14 protein-coding genes are annotated in these 16,928 nt (G+C 47.5%); 3 read left to right on the forward strand and 11 right to left on the reverse strand.

Features of this window, described 5'->3' with window-relative positions; all coding sequences use genetic code 11:
- Positions 1-53: 53 nt before the first annotated feature.
- The 10 genes from ACSHX2_RS07530 to ACSHX2_RS07575 form a co-directional block, all read right to left on the reverse strand.
- Positions 54-1,301: a BatD family protein gene (locus tag ACSHX2_RS07530; RefSeq protein ID WP_435692119.1), complete on the reverse strand. Its 1,248-nt coding sequence runs from the start codon at positions 1,299-1,301 to the stop codon at positions 54-56.
- Positions 1,294-1,914, reverse strand: a complete 621-nt coding sequence (locus tag ACSHX2_RS07535) for a tetratricopeptide repeat protein (protein ID WP_435692121.1) — start codon at positions 1,912-1,914, stop codon at positions 1,294-1,296. The genes ACSHX2_RS07530 and ACSHX2_RS07535 overlap by 8 nt, the downstream gene beginning before the upstream one ends.
- Positions 1,915-1,946: 32 nt before the next feature.
- Positions 1,947-2,855, reverse strand: a complete 909-nt coding sequence (locus tag ACSHX2_RS07540; RefSeq protein WP_435692123.1) for a vWA domain-containing protein — start codon at positions 2,853-2,855, stop codon at positions 1,947-1,949.
- Positions 2,848-3,834, reverse strand: a complete 987-nt coding sequence (locus ACSHX2_RS07545; protein ID WP_435692124.1) for a VWA domain-containing protein — start codon at positions 3,832-3,834, stop codon at positions 2,848-2,850. Before ACSHX2_RS07545 ends, ACSHX2_RS07540 begins: the two co-directional genes overlap by 8 nt.
- A complete protein-coding gene (locus ACSHX2_RS07550) occupies positions 3,828-4,241 on the reverse strand; it encodes a DUF4381 domain-containing protein (protein WP_435692126.1) in 414 nt (137 codons plus the stop codon). Before ACSHX2_RS07550 ends, ACSHX2_RS07545 begins: the two co-directional genes overlap by 7 nt.
- Positions 4,242-4,244: 3 nt before the next feature.
- A complete protein-coding gene (locus ACSHX2_RS07555; RefSeq protein WP_435692128.1) occupies positions 4,245-5,207 on the reverse strand; it encodes a DUF58 domain-containing protein in 963 nt (320 codons plus the stop codon).
- A gap of 28 nt (positions 5,208-5,235) precedes the next feature.
- The gene (locus ACSHX2_RS07560; RefSeq protein ID WP_435692130.1) at positions 5,236-6,204 is read right to left on the reverse strand and encodes an AAA family ATPase; all 969 of its coding nucleotides are present in this window, start codon (positions 6,202-6,204) and stop codon (positions 5,236-5,238) included.
- An 83-nt stretch (positions 6,205-6,287) separates the two neighbouring features.
- Entirely contained in the window at positions 6,288-7,820 is a 1,533-nt protein-coding gene (locus ACSHX2_RS07565; RefSeq protein WP_435692132.1) for an arylsulfatase, read from the reverse strand.
- A gap of 68 nt (positions 7,821-7,888) precedes the next feature.
- Positions 7,889-9,520: an arylsulfatase gene (locus tag ACSHX2_RS07570; RefSeq protein WP_435692134.1), complete on the reverse strand. Its 1,632-nt coding sequence runs from the start codon at positions 9,518-9,520 to the stop codon at positions 7,889-7,891.
- A 101-nt stretch (positions 9,521-9,621) separates the two neighbouring features.
- Complete coding sequence (locus tag ACSHX2_RS07575) at positions 9,622-11,397, reverse strand: arylsulfatase (RefSeq protein ID WP_435692136.1); 1,776 nt, start codon at positions 11,395-11,397, stop codon at positions 9,622-9,624.
- Positions 11,398-11,544: 147 nt separating this feature from the next.
- On the opposite strand from ACSHX2_RS07575, the gene ACSHX2_RS07580 reads away from it, so the two are divergent.
- On the forward strand, positions 11,545-12,459 hold the full coding sequence (locus ACSHX2_RS07580) for a LysR family transcriptional regulator (RefSeq protein ID WP_435692138.1): 915 nt from the start codon (positions 11,545-11,547) through the stop codon (positions 12,457-12,459).
- 269 nt (positions 12,460-12,728) lie between these two features.
- Here ACSHX2_RS07580 and ACSHX2_RS07585 read toward each other — a convergent pair whose 3' ends face one another.
- Positions 12,729-13,832, reverse strand: a complete 1,104-nt coding sequence (locus ACSHX2_RS07585) for an HAD family hydrolase (RefSeq protein WP_435692140.1) — start codon at positions 13,830-13,832, stop codon at positions 12,729-12,731.
- A gap of 211 nt (positions 13,833-14,043) precedes the next feature.
- Here ACSHX2_RS07585 and ACSHX2_RS07590 point away from each other — a divergent pair, with 211 nt between their 5' ends.
- Both ACSHX2_RS07590 and ACSHX2_RS07595 read left to right on the forward strand, forming a co-directional pair.
- Positions 14,044-15,216, forward strand: a complete 1,173-nt coding sequence (locus ACSHX2_RS07590) for a carbohydrate porin (protein ID WP_435692142.1) — start codon at positions 14,044-14,046, stop codon at positions 15,214-15,216.
- A 2-nt stretch (positions 15,217-15,218) separates the two neighbouring features.
- Positions 15,219-16,856: an esterase/lipase family protein gene (locus ACSHX2_RS07595; RefSeq protein ID WP_435692144.1), complete on the forward strand. Its 1,638-nt coding sequence runs from the start codon at positions 15,219-15,221 to the stop codon at positions 16,854-16,856.
- Positions 16,857-16,928 lie beyond the last annotated feature (72 nt).

Here is a 16,928-nt window from a genome sequence, read left to right on the forward strand (position 1 = left end):
CAAACGACTAAAAAGAGACATGCATAGGCTTTAGCCTTTTATCTAACAGTCTGTCAACCATTCAGCTTCGGCAAGAGGGCATCTACTTTCACCCGCTGCTTCTCTGCTTTCAACCAGTTTTTTCTAGCCGACACCATCAGCGGGTAGAGTTCTCGTGGTTGGTGGAGTAGATTTTCTAGATCGTACTCCCCTTCAGCGTAGCTCTGTAGAAATGGCTCTAACTGGGCGGGTGTGGAGCTCGTATTGATCCGGTCTAACCACTGCATCAGAGCAGCCACCGTGTGACGGATATCGCCTGTCCCTGCAGCTTCACTGAAGCGGTCGAAGTACAGCTTCTCACGCTCTGCACCTTGGCGTTTCCAGTCCTTATATAAGCTGAGTAGAGTAGCTCGTTTCCACAGACACAAGGCAATGAAAGCCGAAATACTCGCTGCGATCCACCACCATGTGCTCTTGTCGATGCCAGCTTTGTGCTCAGCATGATAACTAGCCGTCGCTCCACCAGTCACAGTCACCTTGCGCCCTTCGAGAACTACCTTGTTGAGTTGCTCATTCTGGACATCCCACCAGACCAGTTCAATGGCTGGAATATCGGCAACCCCAGCTCCTTGGAAAATGTAGGTCACCTCTTCCTCACGGGTTCCACTCAGGCTGCCTCGATCGCGCTGGTCATGCACACTCGGCTCTGACGGATAGATCCCCAGCCCCTGCATCGGCGGGAACTCGATCGGCTGAAATGCCATGCCTGAGACATCCTCGGCAGTGAGAGAAATGCTCCGCTTCAGTGCCTCGCCGACCTTCAGCTCTGTGGCCTCACTCGACCATGTCTGGGTGGCCTTGAATTGGTTTGTACTGACCAGCCATTTTACACCCTCGGCACCGGGAGGCACCTTGCACTGGAACTCTGTCGCAGGAAGTTTGGCGTCTACAGTAGTCGGCGCAGTACCACTGCCGAAGGTGCTCAGGGAAACCTGCACAGGCGTCTCTGGTATTTGGATAGCCCCACCGCTCTGGGGATACACAGAAAGCTCGTAGCGCTGACCTGTGTAGGAGGCTCCATCGATCTGTTCCTGACTCCGTACCCCCTGGCTTTCCGCTGGCAGCACATAGGCGCCAGTGACCTTCAAAGCCGGTATGTTAGGAATCTGAGCCCAACTGTCTCTCCCTAACACCTCGATGGTGAACTGCACGCGTTGCCCTTGCCATGCCTCAGTAGGCTGCACACTAGTGCGCACCACCACAGGATCGGCAGCTTGCAAAACCATAGGCAGAGTAAAGGCGAGAATAAGCCACTTATTCATTCGTTCCTCCTTCCGCTTTAGGCTCTGCGTTTTGATACATAAATTTTACTTTTAAGAAGTCGGCAGGCTTGGTCTGTACCTTACGCAGCCAGACTTCACGCATCTGTGCATCGTTAAGTTTACCACCTTGAACCACCTCTTCACCGGCGTCCTCTTTTGGCGGTCCCTTACCTTTATCAAAGGTAATTCCATCAGAGCCAATCATACCATCAGTCATATTTCCGCCTTCGAAGTCTAGGGCTTTCATCCGCGCCTCAGCGATTGCACGATTGGTGCTCGCATCTTCGCTCGGCCCCAATGCTAGCGCTTTATCGTATGCCTCAATCGCGGCAGAATACTTTCCTAACATTACCAGAGAGGTTCCATAATTATAGAACCCTTCAGCAGTCTGAATACCTGAAAATACATTTGCCGATTCCTTGAAATTTGCAGCTCTCGCAAGAGACAGACCGCGCCACATAGGGCTAGAAAATTGTTCCGTCGCTTGTTCGTACTCGCCTTTTTTATACTGCCCATACCCCTTCTGATCCGCAGTCCGCAGAGCAAAACCATCTCCCCAAATAAGATTTCCAAGGCACAAGAGAACAGCTCCCACCAGCGCGGTAGCGAACACCCTTCTTCCTATTCCCTTTTTCCTTTCTCCTCTCAAATCTGCCAACCCTTTCTACACCAAAATCCGGCGCCTAGCAGAATCACTGGTAACAGCCAGTACCCAGCATCTTGCCAGCGCTCACTTCCGTCCTCACTCGCCGCATGGAGCATCTTACTCTCAGCCAAACTTTGCGCCCGCAGGACGTCTGAGTCATCATCGGTCATGCGAATGACTTCAGCGCCTCTCGCTGCTGCTGCAGACTCCAGCCCAGCATCGACAGCTGAACCACTTGCCTGAATAGCAAGAAATTGCACAGGCAGCTGAGGAGCCACATCTGCTAGACTCGCCGCCTGTGAAGGGTCGACCGAGTCAGCAATCACCAGAACCGAACCCGGAACTCCAGCATCTTTTAGCAAGCTTGCAGCAGTAGAGATAGCTGCTGCTAAATCATCTCCCTGACTAGGCATCACTTCAGGCGTCAAGCCTTCTGCCATGCTTGAAATAATAGCATCATCCTTAGTCAACGGCATCACAAGGTGAGCGCTTCCACTATAAACAATCAATGCACTGGCTGCGCCGCTACGCTGCTCTAATAGGTAGCGCATTTTAAACTTAGCTCGCTCCATCCGCGATGGCTGCACATCCGTGGCTTCCATAGAACCACTGAGTTTGAGCAGCAGTACTAAGCCCGCTTGGTCATCTGAAAATGGCGAAGGCTGCTTGCGCCAGCTCGGTCCAGCCAAGGCTATCACACTGAGTATCCAAATAATGCTCAGCACTTGCACTGGCTTGATTTTGGCCTGCTTCCCCTCACCCACTAATAGGTGTTTCAGCAAACGAGGGTCCATGAATTTCATCCAGGCTGCTCCGTCTTGCTGTTTGCGTAGCAAAAGAAACACCATACCAAGCACAGGCAGGAGTCCCAGCAAGAACCATGGGCGAATGAAGTGAAAATCAAGCATGCTCTACCTCCTTAGTTTGCAAACGCCAGTGGACAGCAGAGCTTATAAGACTCAGCAATAGACACACGGCCAAAGGCCAGTGGAACAGATCACGACGCGGACGATAGGACTCGGATTCGATCTCACGCGTCCCCATCTGATCAATTTCTGTGTAAATGCTTTCTAACTCCTCACGATTATCCGCATGGAAGTACAGCCCCTGAGTGTTCTTTGCCACGGCACTGAGAGCTTCTTCATCTAACTTCTCTTCACCTGTGGCGCTAGGATCACCCACTCCTACCACATCAATCACAATGCCTTTATCACGAGCTATGGAGGCGGCCTCCGCTGGTGGCACCTTACTCCCCGTATCATTACCATCCGTCAGAGCGATCATCAGCTTATCCTCGTTGTCGCTGCGTTCAAACATGGTGATCCCCAGCCCAATCGCATCTCCGAAGGCTGTTCGTGGCCCAGCCATCCGAGTCGAAGTCTCATTGAGCAACTGACGGCACACCTTTAAATCTTGAGTAAATGGAACCTGCACAAATGCGGCATTTCCAAAGACAATCAGACCGACTCGATCACCTTCCCGTCGAGTAAGGAAGTCATCTAACACTTCTTTTACTGCGGTAAGTCTATCCACTTGCTCGCCTTTTTTATTTGTGAAATCCTTGGTCTCCATCGAGCCCGAGAGGTCTACTAAAAGAAGGAGGTCACGGGTCGGCGTGACACGTGAAATAGCTGGCTCTACCCACTGAGGACGGGCCAAAGCACCGACTAACAAAATCCATAAGAAGTAACGAAAGAGCAGCTGTAGCCATCGCGTCTCCGCCACTACAGCCCCCTCAGAAGGAGTACCTCCTACCAGCTTCGATACGCGGTGAAACCACGGCACACGCACCGCCTGCCGCGCCTGTCGATACGCCGGTAGCACCTTCCACAAAACAAGCGGAAGAAGAACCAAAACAAATAACCAAGGATGGAGAAAACTTAACATTGGTGCTCCTTAATCCATTTTGAAGCCTGCTTACGTACATCCGCTGAGACAGCTTGCGCACTTGCATCAGTCAATGGCTCTAGGCTCACCCCTGAGCAAGATGCTTCAAGGTAGCTGACCCATTCCGCTCCATAGAGGGAAGCGACTTGCTCACGGCCAAAGCTGACCATCGCCACACGCTTGAGCACCACAGAAAGATCACGCAGCGTGGTCGCCTCTTCTAATAATGCCAGGCCAGCACGTCGGTAGGCCGAAGCCTTGCGCTTTTGCAGCCACCACCATCCCAGACAAAGGATAACCCACGCACTCAAGAGCAATGCAAAGACAAGCCCAGGCGCAAGCGGCCACCAGCTGGGGCTCAGTGGTTCCGAGAAGTCTCGCAGATCATTTAAGCTTAAATTCTCCATGACTTACCTCGCTGGCACTCCTAGTAATTTCCTCATCTGCTGCACCACATCTCCTTCATTACTCACCTCTAACAAGGGAGCAGAAATCTTACGCATAAAGTGGGTGATCTGTTCGCGTTCTTGCTTATAGCTTTCAGCTACCTTTTCCCGTACCACTTTACGATCAAAGGGTAGCTCTACCTGGAGCTTACCATCACTCGCCGTCACCCGGTGTGAGCTAGGATCGTTGCGAATAGGGTCAGTAACTAACAGGCCTAACACATCATTGTGCTGCGCCAGTTTAGCCGTGAGCTTCTCGGTCGTTTTATCGACACCATAAAAGTCACTCACTATGACCACCAACATATCGTGAGTCGCCAACTTTAGAGCTTTCTTTAGAGCCTCATTCAGCATTGCGGGATTTGGCTCCTGCTCTGACTCAACATGCAGCTCGTGGTTCATTTTAACCACTGAGTTAAGCACAGCCATCACACTCTTCTGACTACGCTGAGGTCGATGCTCGATAATCTGCTCATCATTAAAAACTACTGCGCCTACTCGGTCACCCACCGCGGTGGCTCGCCAGCTAGCAAGTGCCGCTAACTGTGCTGACGTGACAGATTTCAACCGCTCACGCGTGCCCCAAAACATGTTCATGCGCTGATCGCAAATCACTAAGACGGAGCGATCTTTTTCCTCCGTATACACTCGCACATAAGGTTCACGCGTCCGTGCGGTGACCTTCCAGTCGATCATCCGGACATCATCGCCCGTGAGATATTTGCGCAGTTCTTCAAAATTTAGGCCACGACCACGAAGGCGTGAGGCGTAGCGCCCAGCCAGAACCGACTGCACTGGCTGACTCGGTAAAAAAGAAAAGTCGCGTGTTAAAAACTGCAGACGAATCAATTCCTCAAGAGAAGCGTAGACCCCCTGCGTTTCCGCTGGGCTTTCTCCCTTCACTCGCTTTATTTTAGTCCAGTCCACAGAAGTTTTTCCTAATTCCTAATTTTCCCTACGCTACTGCCACCAACTTGACGAGCTTGGCAATAACATCATTGCTCGTGAGGCCATCCGCTTGCGCTTCGTAAGTGAGGCCTATACGGTGACGTAGGCAATCTCCTACTACTGCACGAATGTCATCTGGAGTCACACTGGTTCGACCTTCTAACCACGCATGTGCTCGCGAGGATTTATCGAGACCAATAGTCCCGCGAGGACTCACTCCAACCTGAATGTAGCGCGCTAAGTCAGCATCGAAATCTGCAGGTCTACGAGTCGCAGCAACAAGCGCTACAATATATTCTTCCATCGCATCGTTGATTTCGATTTGGTCAATTTCAGCCCGAGCAGCAAAGACAGCTTCTTGAGGTACGGATACCTTCTCCACCTGCTTTGCACCCGCGACAGACTCTCCACGCACTAGGCGCATCACGGCCTTTTCATCGGTATCACTCGGATAATCGATAGAGACATGCATTAAAAATCGATCCATCTGCGCTTCTGGAAGCGGATAGGTTCCCTCTTGTTCAATCGGGTTCTGAGTCGCCATCACCATAAAGAGTGGCGGCATCTTATGCGTCTCGCCAGCCACAGTCACTTGGCGTTCTTCCATCGCCTCTAACAGCGCTGCCTGCACCTTGGCAGGAGCTCGGTTCACCTCATCCGCGAGGACAATATTGGCAAAAATAGGACCAGCCTTGAACTCAAAGCGCTCAGCAGAGTCTTCGCCCAAGTACATTTCCGAACCAGTGATGTCAGAAGGAAGTAAATCTGGGGTGAACTGAATTCGGCTGAAGTCTGCTACCAAATGCTCTGCAAGACTCTTCACCGCACGTGTTTTTGCTAATCCAGGAAGTCCTTCTAACAAGATATTTCCATTGCAGAGGAGGCTAAGGAGAATGCTTTTAACCACGGATTCCTGACCAATGATAGAAGCCTCCATACATTCTTGGAGCTGCTTAATAGATGCGTGTGACGACATAGAAAATTTAGAATACTAGATATTAAAAAAATAGAAATCGGGACACTTCACTGCTGAAACATCCCGATTTATTTTGAGACTTATTACTTGTCGCCAGCGCTTTTGTTGATGCTTTCCATCACGTGGTCGAGGCTGAAGGTTCCAGGCTTCTGACGTGGTGGGAACTCCTTGAAGCTCTGTAACCATTCACCTACATAGCTGGCAGCTGGAGCGATCATATACATGCGGTCCATCCACCATTGCGGGTAACCCACACCTTCTTCTTGAGCGCGCTCAAAAGGATCCATACGTAGATTCACCAACACCGGGGCACGAAGTACGGTGAAAGGCTTGATCCACACGTCCATGCCATGAGCTTCTTGCTGGAGGAATGTTGCTTTCCAGTTGTTGAAGCGTAGTGCAGCTACGTTTCCGTCATCTGTCCAATAGATGAATTCCTTACGTGGCCATTCCTTTGTCTCGCCTTTGAACGAGGGGAGTAGGTTGTAGCCGTCGAGGTGCACTTTGTAGTCTCTGTTGATTGCTTTTCTACCTTTAAGGAGGTCTTCTTTCACAGTGGTGTCACCCGCTGCAGCAAGTAGTGTAGGAAGCATGTCTTCATGAGCACAAAGTTCATTGATCACAGTTCCTGGCTTGATGACTTTAGGCCAACGAATAGCGGTAGGAACGCGGAATCCACCTTCCCATTGGGTTGCTTTTTCACCGCGGAACATCGTCGTGCCACCATCTGGCCATGTGAATACTTCAGCGCCATTGTCTGTGGAGTACATCACGATTGTGTTTTCATCGAGACCGAGTTCTGTGAGTTTATCGAGCAGTTGCCCAACCATGAAATCGTGCTCGACCATGCCGTCAGCATAGATGCCGAGACCAGTCTTGCCGCGTGACTCAGGCTTGAGGTGCGTATTGACGTGCATACGTGTGCTGTTCCACCAGAGGAAGAACGGCTTGTCTGCTTTCTTAGCGCGATCCATGAAATCGAGGGCTTTGGCGGTGACTTCACCATCGACCGTCTCCATGCGCTTTTTAGTGAGTGGACCAGTGTCCTTGATCTTACCGTCTGAAGTGCTTTCGATTACACCTCGAGGGCCAAATTTTTTCTTGAATGCTGGGTCTGTCGGGTAGTCTTCATTCTCTGGCTCTTCCTCAGCGTTGAGGTGGTAGAGGTTGCCGTAGAACTCATCAAATCCATGGTTAGTCGGGAGCATTTCATCACGATCGCCAAGGTGATTTTTACCATACTGAGCAGTCATGTAACCGTGAGATTTAAGAAGTCCTGCAATCGTAGGATCTTCTACCATCAACCCTTCAGGAGAACCTGGGAGGCCTACTTTAGTGAGACCAGTACGCATGGGTGACTGTCCAGTGATGAAGGCTGCGCGACCAGCGGTACAGCTCTGCTGACCGTACCAGTCAGTAAAGAGAGCGCCTTCGTTGGCGATGCGATCGATGTTTGGAGTCATATAACCCATCATACCGCGATTGTTGTAACTGAGGTTGAACTGGCCGATGTCATCACCCCAAATAATCAGGATGTTGGGTTTGTCAGCCGCTTGGACTGAGGTGCCGATTGCTAGAGAGCAGGTGGCAGCTAGGAGCAGGTTTTTAATATTCATTTAATGTAGAAGCTTAATTAAGGAAGAAAAAGCGTGCTCAGAATGAGCACGCTTTGAGGAAATTTATTTTACTTATTCACGGGCTCTGACAGCTTCTCCAACACTTGACCAAGGTCAAAAGAAGCAGCTTTCTGGCGTGGTGGGAACTCCTTGAACGTCTCAAAGAATTGACCGACGTATGCCTGAGCAGGTATGAGAAGGTACGCACGGTCTAGCAACCAATCATAATAGGTGTTCGATGTGATCGGAGCGCGCTCGTATGGGTCGCGACGAAGGTTGAGAATAAGTGGCACACGGAGAGGCACGAATGGATCCATCCACACACGGAAACCACCGACGGTCTTTTGCTCCATGAAGATCAATTTCCATGGTCCGTAACGGAGAGCGGAAAGGTCACCGTCATCAGTAAAGTAGAAAATCTCTTTACGTGGGCTTTCCACTTTTTGTGGATCAGCGAGGTGCGCTGAAAGGTCGTAGCCGTCGAGGTGGTTTTTGTAGGTCCGTCCGAGTGACTTAGCAGTGTATCCCTTGAGGAGGTCTTGCTTGATCGTCTTGTTACCAGCAGCAGCAGCATAGGTAGGGAGCCAATCCATGTGGTGAACGATTCCATTCGAAATAGAACCAGGCTTCACAACACCAGGCCAACGCACAGCAGAAGGAACTCTCCAGCCACCTTCCCAGTTCGTATTCTTCTCACCACGGAACGGTGTGGCAGCTGAATCCGGCCACGTGTTGTAGTGTGGGCCGTTATCTGTGGAGTAGTGAACGATGGTGTTGTCCGCGATTCCGAGCTCGTCGAGAACCTTGAGGAAATCACCAATGTGCATGTCGTGCTCAACCATTCCGCATGAGTATTCGTCAGCTTTAGGGTACATTTTTTTGATCTCCTTCGTTTTCTCATCATTCATGTGAGTACGGAAGTGCATGCGAGTACCACTCCACCAAACAAACCATGGCTTGTCAGCTTTGTGCGCACGACGGATGAAGTCGATCGCTCTAGCGGAAGTGTCGTCATCGACAGTTTCCATACGCTTTTTAGTGAGTGGGCCAGTGTCTTCGATCTTGCCGTCAGCGGACGACTTGATCACACCGCGTGGACCGTAGGTCTCGAGGAATGTGCGACCGTCTGGCATTTTCATGTCAGCTGGGTAGTCCGCATTTTCAGGCTCTTCCTCAGCATTGAGGTGGTAAAGGTTACCGTAAAACTCATCGAATCCGTGGTTTGTCGGAAGCATCTCATCCCTGTCTCCAAGGTGGTTCTTCCCAAACTGTCCCGTAGCATAGCCTTGATCTTTGAGCACACCAGCGATGGTGATGTCCTTTTCGCTCATGCCTTCTGGCGCACCCGGAAGGCCCACTTTGGAAAGGCCTGTACGGAAAACGCTCTGTCCCATGATAAAGGAGGAACGACCCGCTGTGCACGATTGCTCACCGTAGTAATCTGTAAAGATCAGACCTTCGTTAGCGATACGGTCGATATTGGGAGTGGTGTAACCCATCATGCCTTTAGTGTAGGCTGAGATGTTAGACTGGCCGACATCATCGCCCCAAATGACGAGAATGTTAGGCTTTTTCTTATCTGCTGCAGACGCGGAGTCTACACTACCGATGATCACAGCTGTAGCTGCAACGACCGATCCGACTATAAATTTAGCTCCTGAGAATTTCAGGAATCCAAATGTACGTAGTTTTGGTTTCATTCTAATTTAGTTTAATTTGAAAAATTCATTATTGAGAGAATACACTAATACAGAAGTGACCTCTTATTTACGAGGCATAACATCAAACAATTTTTGCTCTACTACTCACTCGCGCCTTGGAATGGATTCCATGCCGCATCAACTTCTAGAATATTATTTTGGGTTACATGAGATTCATAAAGCTTAATCATCTTTTTGAGTTTATCTGGGTGTTTAGACTCTAACGGTTTAGACTCTGAGGGATCTGAAACAACATTATAGAGGTGCCACTTACCGTCACCAAACATACCGGTACGAACCTTCATTGCTTTAAATTCACCCTGCATAAGGTAGCCATTCCCAAATAATTCAAATGCCCACCAATCTTTCTCAGATCTCACTTCCTCAGATTTTCCATCAAGAAATGGTTTAATACTTATTCCACTCGGCTCAACGATTTCACGGTTTTTATACTTGGTCTTTGGGTGCTTTACTTTTGCATACTCCAATATGGTCATCGGTATATCTTTCACATAAACTACAGCGTTAGATTTTTCGCCCGCACGTTCATAATGCTCACTAAATCCACCAGGAGGGACGATCATCATGGGCACTCTGATACCTCCTTCGCCGATAAACCACTTCCACCACTGTAAACCACCAGTAGCAGCATTTGCCCATGAAGTACCAATGACATTCTCGGAGTTTGCTGTACCGATAGCCTCAAATGAAGAATCGAATTGATTTTCAATCCACTTCGCCAGCTCAGGGTTACCAGTCTTAGGGTTGGTTGGCTCAAGACCTTCTGGACCATTATCAGTTAGATATACAACTAGCGTATTATCTAACTGACCTGAAGTTTCCAGATAGTCCAGAATTTGACCGATTCGGTTATCTTGGTCTTCAATCATAGCTGCATAGGTGGCCATGATCTTAGCCTGCTTTTCTTTATCCTTTTGGGTCAGGTCCTCCCATCTCTTAGTCAAATTATTAAATGGAGCTTCTGTAGCCTCATGTGAGATAAGACCATGCTTTTTAAGACTTTCATATCTAGCTTTTTTTAAGCCCGCGTAACCAAGCTCTAGATACATAGGATAGTACTTCATAATCAAATCCTCAGGAGCTTGGATCGGAAAATGAGCCGTTGTAAATGCCATATAAGCAAACCACGGTTTCTCTTTTTTTGCTCCATCCTTGATAAAATCTAACATATATTTCGTGTAGATTTCACCCGAATAAATTCCAGATGGCCTATCAAATGGTTTTCCATTTAACGTCCATTCTTCCACCCTTTTTTTAGTGAGTCCTTCTGGATCATGGAAATCTGGAGTCATTGCCAAGTTATTCCAATGGTTCGATCCACCAGAATAAATTCCGAATTCCTTAGTAAATCCCCAGACCAAAGGACCTTTACTTCCTGGCTTATCGCCACCTAAATGCCATTTCCCTGATTTATATACTTCATAACCAGCGTCATTTAGCAGTTCGGAGATAGTTACAGCATCATCCGTAAGGTAAGTTTCATAACCTTTCTTTCCTCTCGTAGCCGGATAAACAGAGTAGTCAAATGCTCCCAGTCCAACCTCAATACTATCATTACCAGTAAGTAGCATTGACCTCGTTACAGAACAAACTGGTGACACATGAAAGTTGGTAAATCTTACTCCAGACTGAGCAATCCTGTTCATGTTAGGAGTTTTCACTTCTGAGCCAAAAGCTCCAATATCGCCAAACGCTGTATCATCTGCAACTAAGAGTAAAATATTAGGCTTCTGAGTAATAACTTCACCTGAAGCTAACCCAATTCCGCTAATCATTAGCCCGGTACACATAACGCTGCATACAGGCAATTTCCCTCTATTTTTAAGGAACTGAATCGTATTTGTTAATGGTTTCATTTTAATTAAAAATTTCTATTCAATCGAAAAGATTTAAATAATCTCTTATATAGAATTGAAATCTAACGTCACAACCGTTGTCCAACCAGCAACATTATATAGTCTTTGTTGTTATTTTTAATTCTTCATGTTGTTCTTCAGAGAACAATGATCGAGCTCCGCCACTTCCAACACTTTATAGCTGTAGCTAACTCCAATGGTATTCGACAAGCGGCTCGAACTATCCACATCAGTCCATCATCATTGACCCGCAGTATACAGTTCTTAGAAGAATACTATGGGGCCGTGCTCCTCCAACGACATGGAAGACAAATGTTTCTTACTCCGCATGGAGAGCAGGTGCTCAAGGAAGTAAAAACGATTCTCCAAAGCGTAGAGGCGATCAAACCAAAACTAGCGCAATTTGACTCGATAGATCACGGTTCATTACGTGTGGGCTTGAACCCAACGATCGCTGACATGCTACAGCCAAAACTAGGAACACGCTTCATCAAAGAATATCCGAAAGTAGAGATCACTACAGTCTTGGGCAATGTGATGCGACTCATGGAACTCTTAGCTAATGGCGAACTAGATTTAATCATTGGAATAGATCAGGTCTTAAAAAAAGAGAGGCAATTTGAGGTGATTAGCCTCTTAGAAACTGAAGCTCTTTGGTGGGTTCGCAAAAACCACCCATTACTAAAAAAGGATCATGTTAGTCTCTCAGACTTTGTAGATTACCCTCTCCTTTCGCAGTTCCTTCCCCCTATATACCAAGAACACCTGCATGAACTCTGTCGAGAAGACGGCATAGCAGTAAAGGATATCCATAGAGCTCACGAATGCGACGATTACCGAGCACTCTATCTCATGGCTACACAAAGTGACGCGATTCTCTTGAGTCACGCATTTATCAATCACAACGATTACTTCACAGACCAGCTTTGTCAGCTGCGTTCTCGTCAACAGATGCCGAACGCACAGTTCTCGATAGCTCTACCCTTACAACCTATTCCTTCACCATTGGCTAGACGCTACGTAGAAATACTCCAAGAGGAAACCAAGCTCCTTACTTGTTAGTATACTTCATCTCGTATGATACAGCTCGTTTTTTGACTACTGAAACGCAGGAACCACTGAATAATTTCTACAAGGTAGCTCAAAAAAAACAATCTTCCCGACCAAGCTAAAAAGCACTGGCGAGCATCCAAGCTAAGATAAAAAGAAAAAGGAAAGTCACCGTTCCGCTTCCTCTTGATTCACACTCGTAATCATACCAACTAACAACGCTATTAAGACAACACTCATGCGCGTTAACTTAAGCGCATGGTGTTACTTTCATTGTTTTATTATTTCGGTATAGATCTCTTTCGTGGTTCAAGACTTCGGTTTGGACGCTCTTGTTCAGGAAAAATGGTCTTCCACTCGGCTTTCATGTCGACGACAGTCCAGCCCTTAGATTTTGCTTCGGTCAGGCCTTTATCTAACTGACCAATATGTGATGGTGAATCATATGCCCACTCGCGTTCGGCATCTGTATGGTGAATATAGACACAAAGGCTCTCACCCTCACCAGCAGCGGTCCACTGTAGCATCTGAAGATCGCCATCAGAATTGCCAAAAGCAGCAATTGGACGCTTCCCTATATGTGTGTGAATCCCTACTGGCTTGCCTGGGCCGTCATCGATGAAGCCAATCTTTGGTTCGCGAACGATTACTGGCACACCATCACGCATTTCAAATTTTACTTCCACCGAACTACCAATCACTTGCTCAGGCGGAATGCCATAGACCTCTTCTGCGAAGACTCGCATGAAATCAATTCCACCGCCTGAGACGATATAGGTCTGAAAACGATTTGCGCGCAGTGTGTCAAGTAGCTCTATCATTGGCTGATAGACCATCTTCTTGTACGACTTTCCAGTAGTTGGGTGTTCCGCTGTATCAATCCACTCTCGCACTGAGCTAGCAAACTCTTCAGTAGTCATGCCTGTGTGCGTTGCTGCCATCAGTTCGAGTAATGCTTCCTTGCCGCCCTCGAGCGCCTTCTTAGTGTCTCCTTCTAGGATGGACTTAAAGGGCTCCTGTTTCTTCCACTCAGGATGCTCCGGAGCCATTTTTTTCACCTGATCGAACGCAAACAAGACCTGAAAATACATCGGTTGTTCGGCCCACAGATTACCGTCGTTGTCGAAGACCGCCACCCGATCTGCTGGTTTGACATAGCTGTCACTGGATTTATCAACCACCGCATTGATAAAATCTGTGATCTCTTTTTTGCTCTTCCCTTCATTCCATGAAGGAAGATGTATGCCTTTTCGAAGGATAACTCTCCGACTAGGGCTTTCCTTTTCGCTACTAATTGGAGTAGGTTCGGCAGTTTCCTGAGCGCAAACCAGAGATGTCGTGCATGCAAAAATAATGAACGGTAGAGAGAAGATAGGTTTATTCATAAATGAAGGTAAGAGTTATCTGAAAACCGATGAACACTCTAACATTTTCTAGAGTGTTCATCGACATAGCAGTACGAGATATATTGCAAAAACAACTCAATGACTAGGGTGAAAATGAAACAATTTACGTCGCTATTTCACTCACTTTAAATATTTAGAAAGTATGACTATGGTAGAGCTAGATTGACAAAAGAGAGGCAATCACTCAGATATGGAATCAATGCATTTTTTACGGTATAGCATGGCTTTATGCCTTCTGCTAACTTCTGCTGTACAGGGAGGGGTGGATGAGTCCGCAGACCTTTCACTAGCCGGCCTCAAAAATAGTGACACTTCTTCACAGTCGATTTTCCGTAACGATCGACTTGACGTTTCACTTACATACAGTGCGCTAGTACAGGGTGCTGTTGTAGATAGTAAAAGTGGAGCTTCAGCCGAGACAGCTCTCACTGGGCGCTATGTCTTCATCGATGAAAAATACCCGAGCCCTCTGCTTAATAAGCTTGGTGTTGCGCAAGATGGTGCTCTGTCCCTCAAATTTAGATTCCGTTACCGCCATAAATTGTTAGCCTTATCGGCTGCTGAGTTGGCTCCCGCCATTGGGAGTTTCTTGGGCACCACTGATGGATTTTCCAATAGTGGCTTTGAAATACCCGATTTCTATATTCAACAGGTATTTCATGATGGCAAACTAGAGCTGCGCTATGGACAACTCTCCATCGAAAGCCGCATAGACAATCATGCACTAAGAAGCGCGAAAACATCCTTTCTCAACCGAGTTTTCTCTACCAACCCCACAGTAGCTTTCCCTCGATTCGGAGCAGGAGCTACTGGACGTTGGCAAATTAATGACAAGTTCAGTCTCACAGGAGTCCTCACCCAAGTACAGGCAAGTAAATCTGGAGCGCAAGTAGACTTCGACCTCAATGCTAGTGATCTCTTTAGCGGAATCCAATGTGGCTACGAATGGGGAAATGAAGATCACTGTAGCAACCATCTGCAACTTCTAGCATGGGGGGCCGATGCGACAGAAGATCTTAAAAATGACTTCGGATTTAGTTTAACCTTCGAGCAACATTATAGCGAAATGGATAGATCGCTCTTTGCCCGCATTGCTGAAAGCCAAGGGCAGCAAACAGACCTTGATCGAATGGCAGTCATCGGTATTGGACAGATAGTGCGAGAAGATGACCTAGTCGGGATTGGAGCTGGCGTAGGGCATTCCTCCGTAAAAGGTCATGTTCAAGCGGTACTTGAAGTATTCTATCGCTATCAAGCACCCTTTAATCTCCAAATCACACCTGATCTACAGTTGTTGGTTGGTGACGGGCTTCGTGCTGATTACGATATCGTCGCTGGTTTACGCGGACATATCAATTTCTAAAAATGTACTCAACATTCCTCTCTCTCATCTCCCTATTCATCCTCTGCTCCACTTCATGTGCGCCAATGATGAATAAAGTAACGGCTAGAACTCTCACAGAAAAATTAGGCCAACCGCCGTCGCATTCGGGAAACAATCAAAAGTCTGCACGCTGCTTCATCTACAGAGCGAGTAACCTCTACGCCCAACCCCAAAAAGCAATCGTCTGTTACTTACATGCAGCTCAATTACTAGAAAACGAAACTGATCCATGGGCAGCAAAGGCGTACGAACAGTCCATCGGTTGTGCGATTGAACTAATCGAACAATACAATCTATGGAACCAACCACTTGGTTACAAAAATCTGAGCTACACCATTAGCTACACCATTAGCTATAGCTACGACAGCTATTACACTGACGCCTCCCGGCTCGACCGGCTCGATTATTCTAACCGCTACCGCAGCTTGAATCGTAAATCTACCATACTAGGTCACAAAAACGGTATCAGCATGACGGCGCACTTCCCTAACACTCCGTCGACTGACAAACTAGACCCATTTATTCCAGATATTGGCTACGTCTTTGCTGTAAGCGCACACCCTCAATGGAAAAACCAAAAAAATCTAAATATCCATCTAAGGCAATCGATTAAAAACTCTGAAGATTCCTATAACTATACCGCCCCTAATAGCATCATCGAAAGCATGACTAAGGAGTTTATCTACGAAGGTCTAGAAGGTGTATTCCGGCCAGGTAAGGCACTAGAGAGTGACGCTTTACACACATATGAGCCTGTCGACCCTGACCGTATACCTATCATACTCGTACATGGTCTCGCAGCCTCGCCTAACCTGTGGGTAAATCCCATACACAACCTCATCGAAGATCCCCTCATTAGAGAAAAATATCAGTTTTATACATTCTTCTATCCTACAGGTTTCCCTCTCTCACTGAATGCAGCTAGTTTAAAAAAAGGAATTAGAGAGCTCAACGAATACCTGAAGGCCAAGGGTGCTGGCTCAAATGCAGACCAAATGGTCATCATTGGTCACAGCATGGGTGGAATTTTATCCAGTGCGGTCACACGTGATTTCCAGGGAACACGACAGGAAATCTATAAGCAAACCGCAGACTCTCTCGATGACGACACTCTAGGTAAAGAATCGATCAAAGAGTTGTTAGAAAAACCTCCTCTGGATTGTGTTAACCGGGTCATCTTTATCGCGACGCCTCACCGCGGTTCAGAATACGCTAATAACTGGATCGGCAGATTCGCTTCAAAATTCATTGAGATTCCTCGCAATGCATTGGCCGTAAACCCAGCCCATTACAAAGAAGATCTCACGAGCTTCGGGCGTAGCCTACTCCAAATCGATGACGGGATGGATGGAGTCCAACGCCTGAAATTCAACAATCCTGTACTCCTCTTCAATCTTAAAAGGCCAAAACTGTCTCACGTCACTTACCACTCGATCATTGGTGACCGTGGGTTTTCGGGTAAATTAGAAGACAGCTCAGACGGTCTCGTTAAATACGTAAGCTCACATCTAGACAATACTGAGTCAGAGCTCGTCGTCCCAGCATGGCATAACGCGCAGGACAATGATCAATCTATCGAGGAAATACAACGGATCCTTAGACTCCATTTAAAACAATAAAAAAGCTCAACGCTTCTAAACGCTGAGCTCTGAAAGTTAGAATATTAAAGTCTATTTAGGAAAAACCACCAG

Origin of the sequence: Rubritalea sp., assembly GCF_051252225.1 — a bacterium.
Lineage (GTDB): Bacteria > Verrucomicrobiota > Verrucomicrobiia > Verrucomicrobiales > Akkermansiaceae > Rubritalea.

Coding starts and splice junctions, on each gene's coding strand:
- ACSHX2_RS07530 (WP_435692119.1), bottom strand. CDS start 1,301: ATGAATAAGTGGCTTATTCTCGCCTTTACTCTGCCTATGGTTTTGCAA.
- ACSHX2_RS07540 (WP_435692123.1), bottom strand. CDS start 2,855: ATGCTTGATTTTCACTTCATTCGCCCATGGTTCTTGCTGGGACTCCTG.
- ACSHX2_RS07545 (WP_435692124.1), bottom strand. CDS start 3,834: ATGTTAAGTTTTCTCCATCCTTGGTTATTTGTTTTGGTTCTTCTTCCG.
- ACSHX2_RS07550 (WP_435692126.1), bottom strand. CDS start 4,241: ATGGAGAATTTAAGCTTAAATGATCTGCGAGACTTCTCGGAACCACTG.
- ACSHX2_RS07560 (WP_435692130.1), bottom strand. CDS start 6,204: ATGTCGTCACACGCATCTATTAAGCAGCTCCAAGAATGTATGGAGGCT.
- ACSHX2_RS07565 (WP_435692132.1), bottom strand. CDS start 7,820: ATGAATATTAAAAACCTGCTCCTAGCTGCCACCTGCTCTCTAGCAATC.
- ACSHX2_RS07570 (WP_435692134.1), bottom strand. CDS start 9,520: ATGAAACCAAAACTACGTACATTTGGATTCCTGAAATTCTCAGGAGCT.
- ACSHX2_RS07575 (WP_435692136.1), bottom strand. CDS start 11,397: ATGAAACCATTAACAAATACGATTCAGTTCCTTAAAAATAGAGGGAAA.
- ACSHX2_RS07580 (WP_435692138.1), top strand. CDS start 11,545: ATGATCGAGCTCCGCCACTTCCAACACTTTATAGCTGTAGCTAACTCC.
- ACSHX2_RS07585 (WP_435692140.1), bottom strand. CDS start 13,832: ATGAATAAACCTATCTTCTCTCTACCGTTCATTATTTTTGCATGCACG.
- ACSHX2_RS07590 (WP_435692142.1), top strand. CDS start 14,044: ATGGAATCAATGCATTTTTTACGGTATAGCATGGCTTTATGCCTTCTG.
- ACSHX2_RS07595 (WP_435692144.1), top strand. CDS start 15,219: ATGTACTCAACATTCCTCTCTCTCATCTCCCTATTCATCCTCTGCTCC.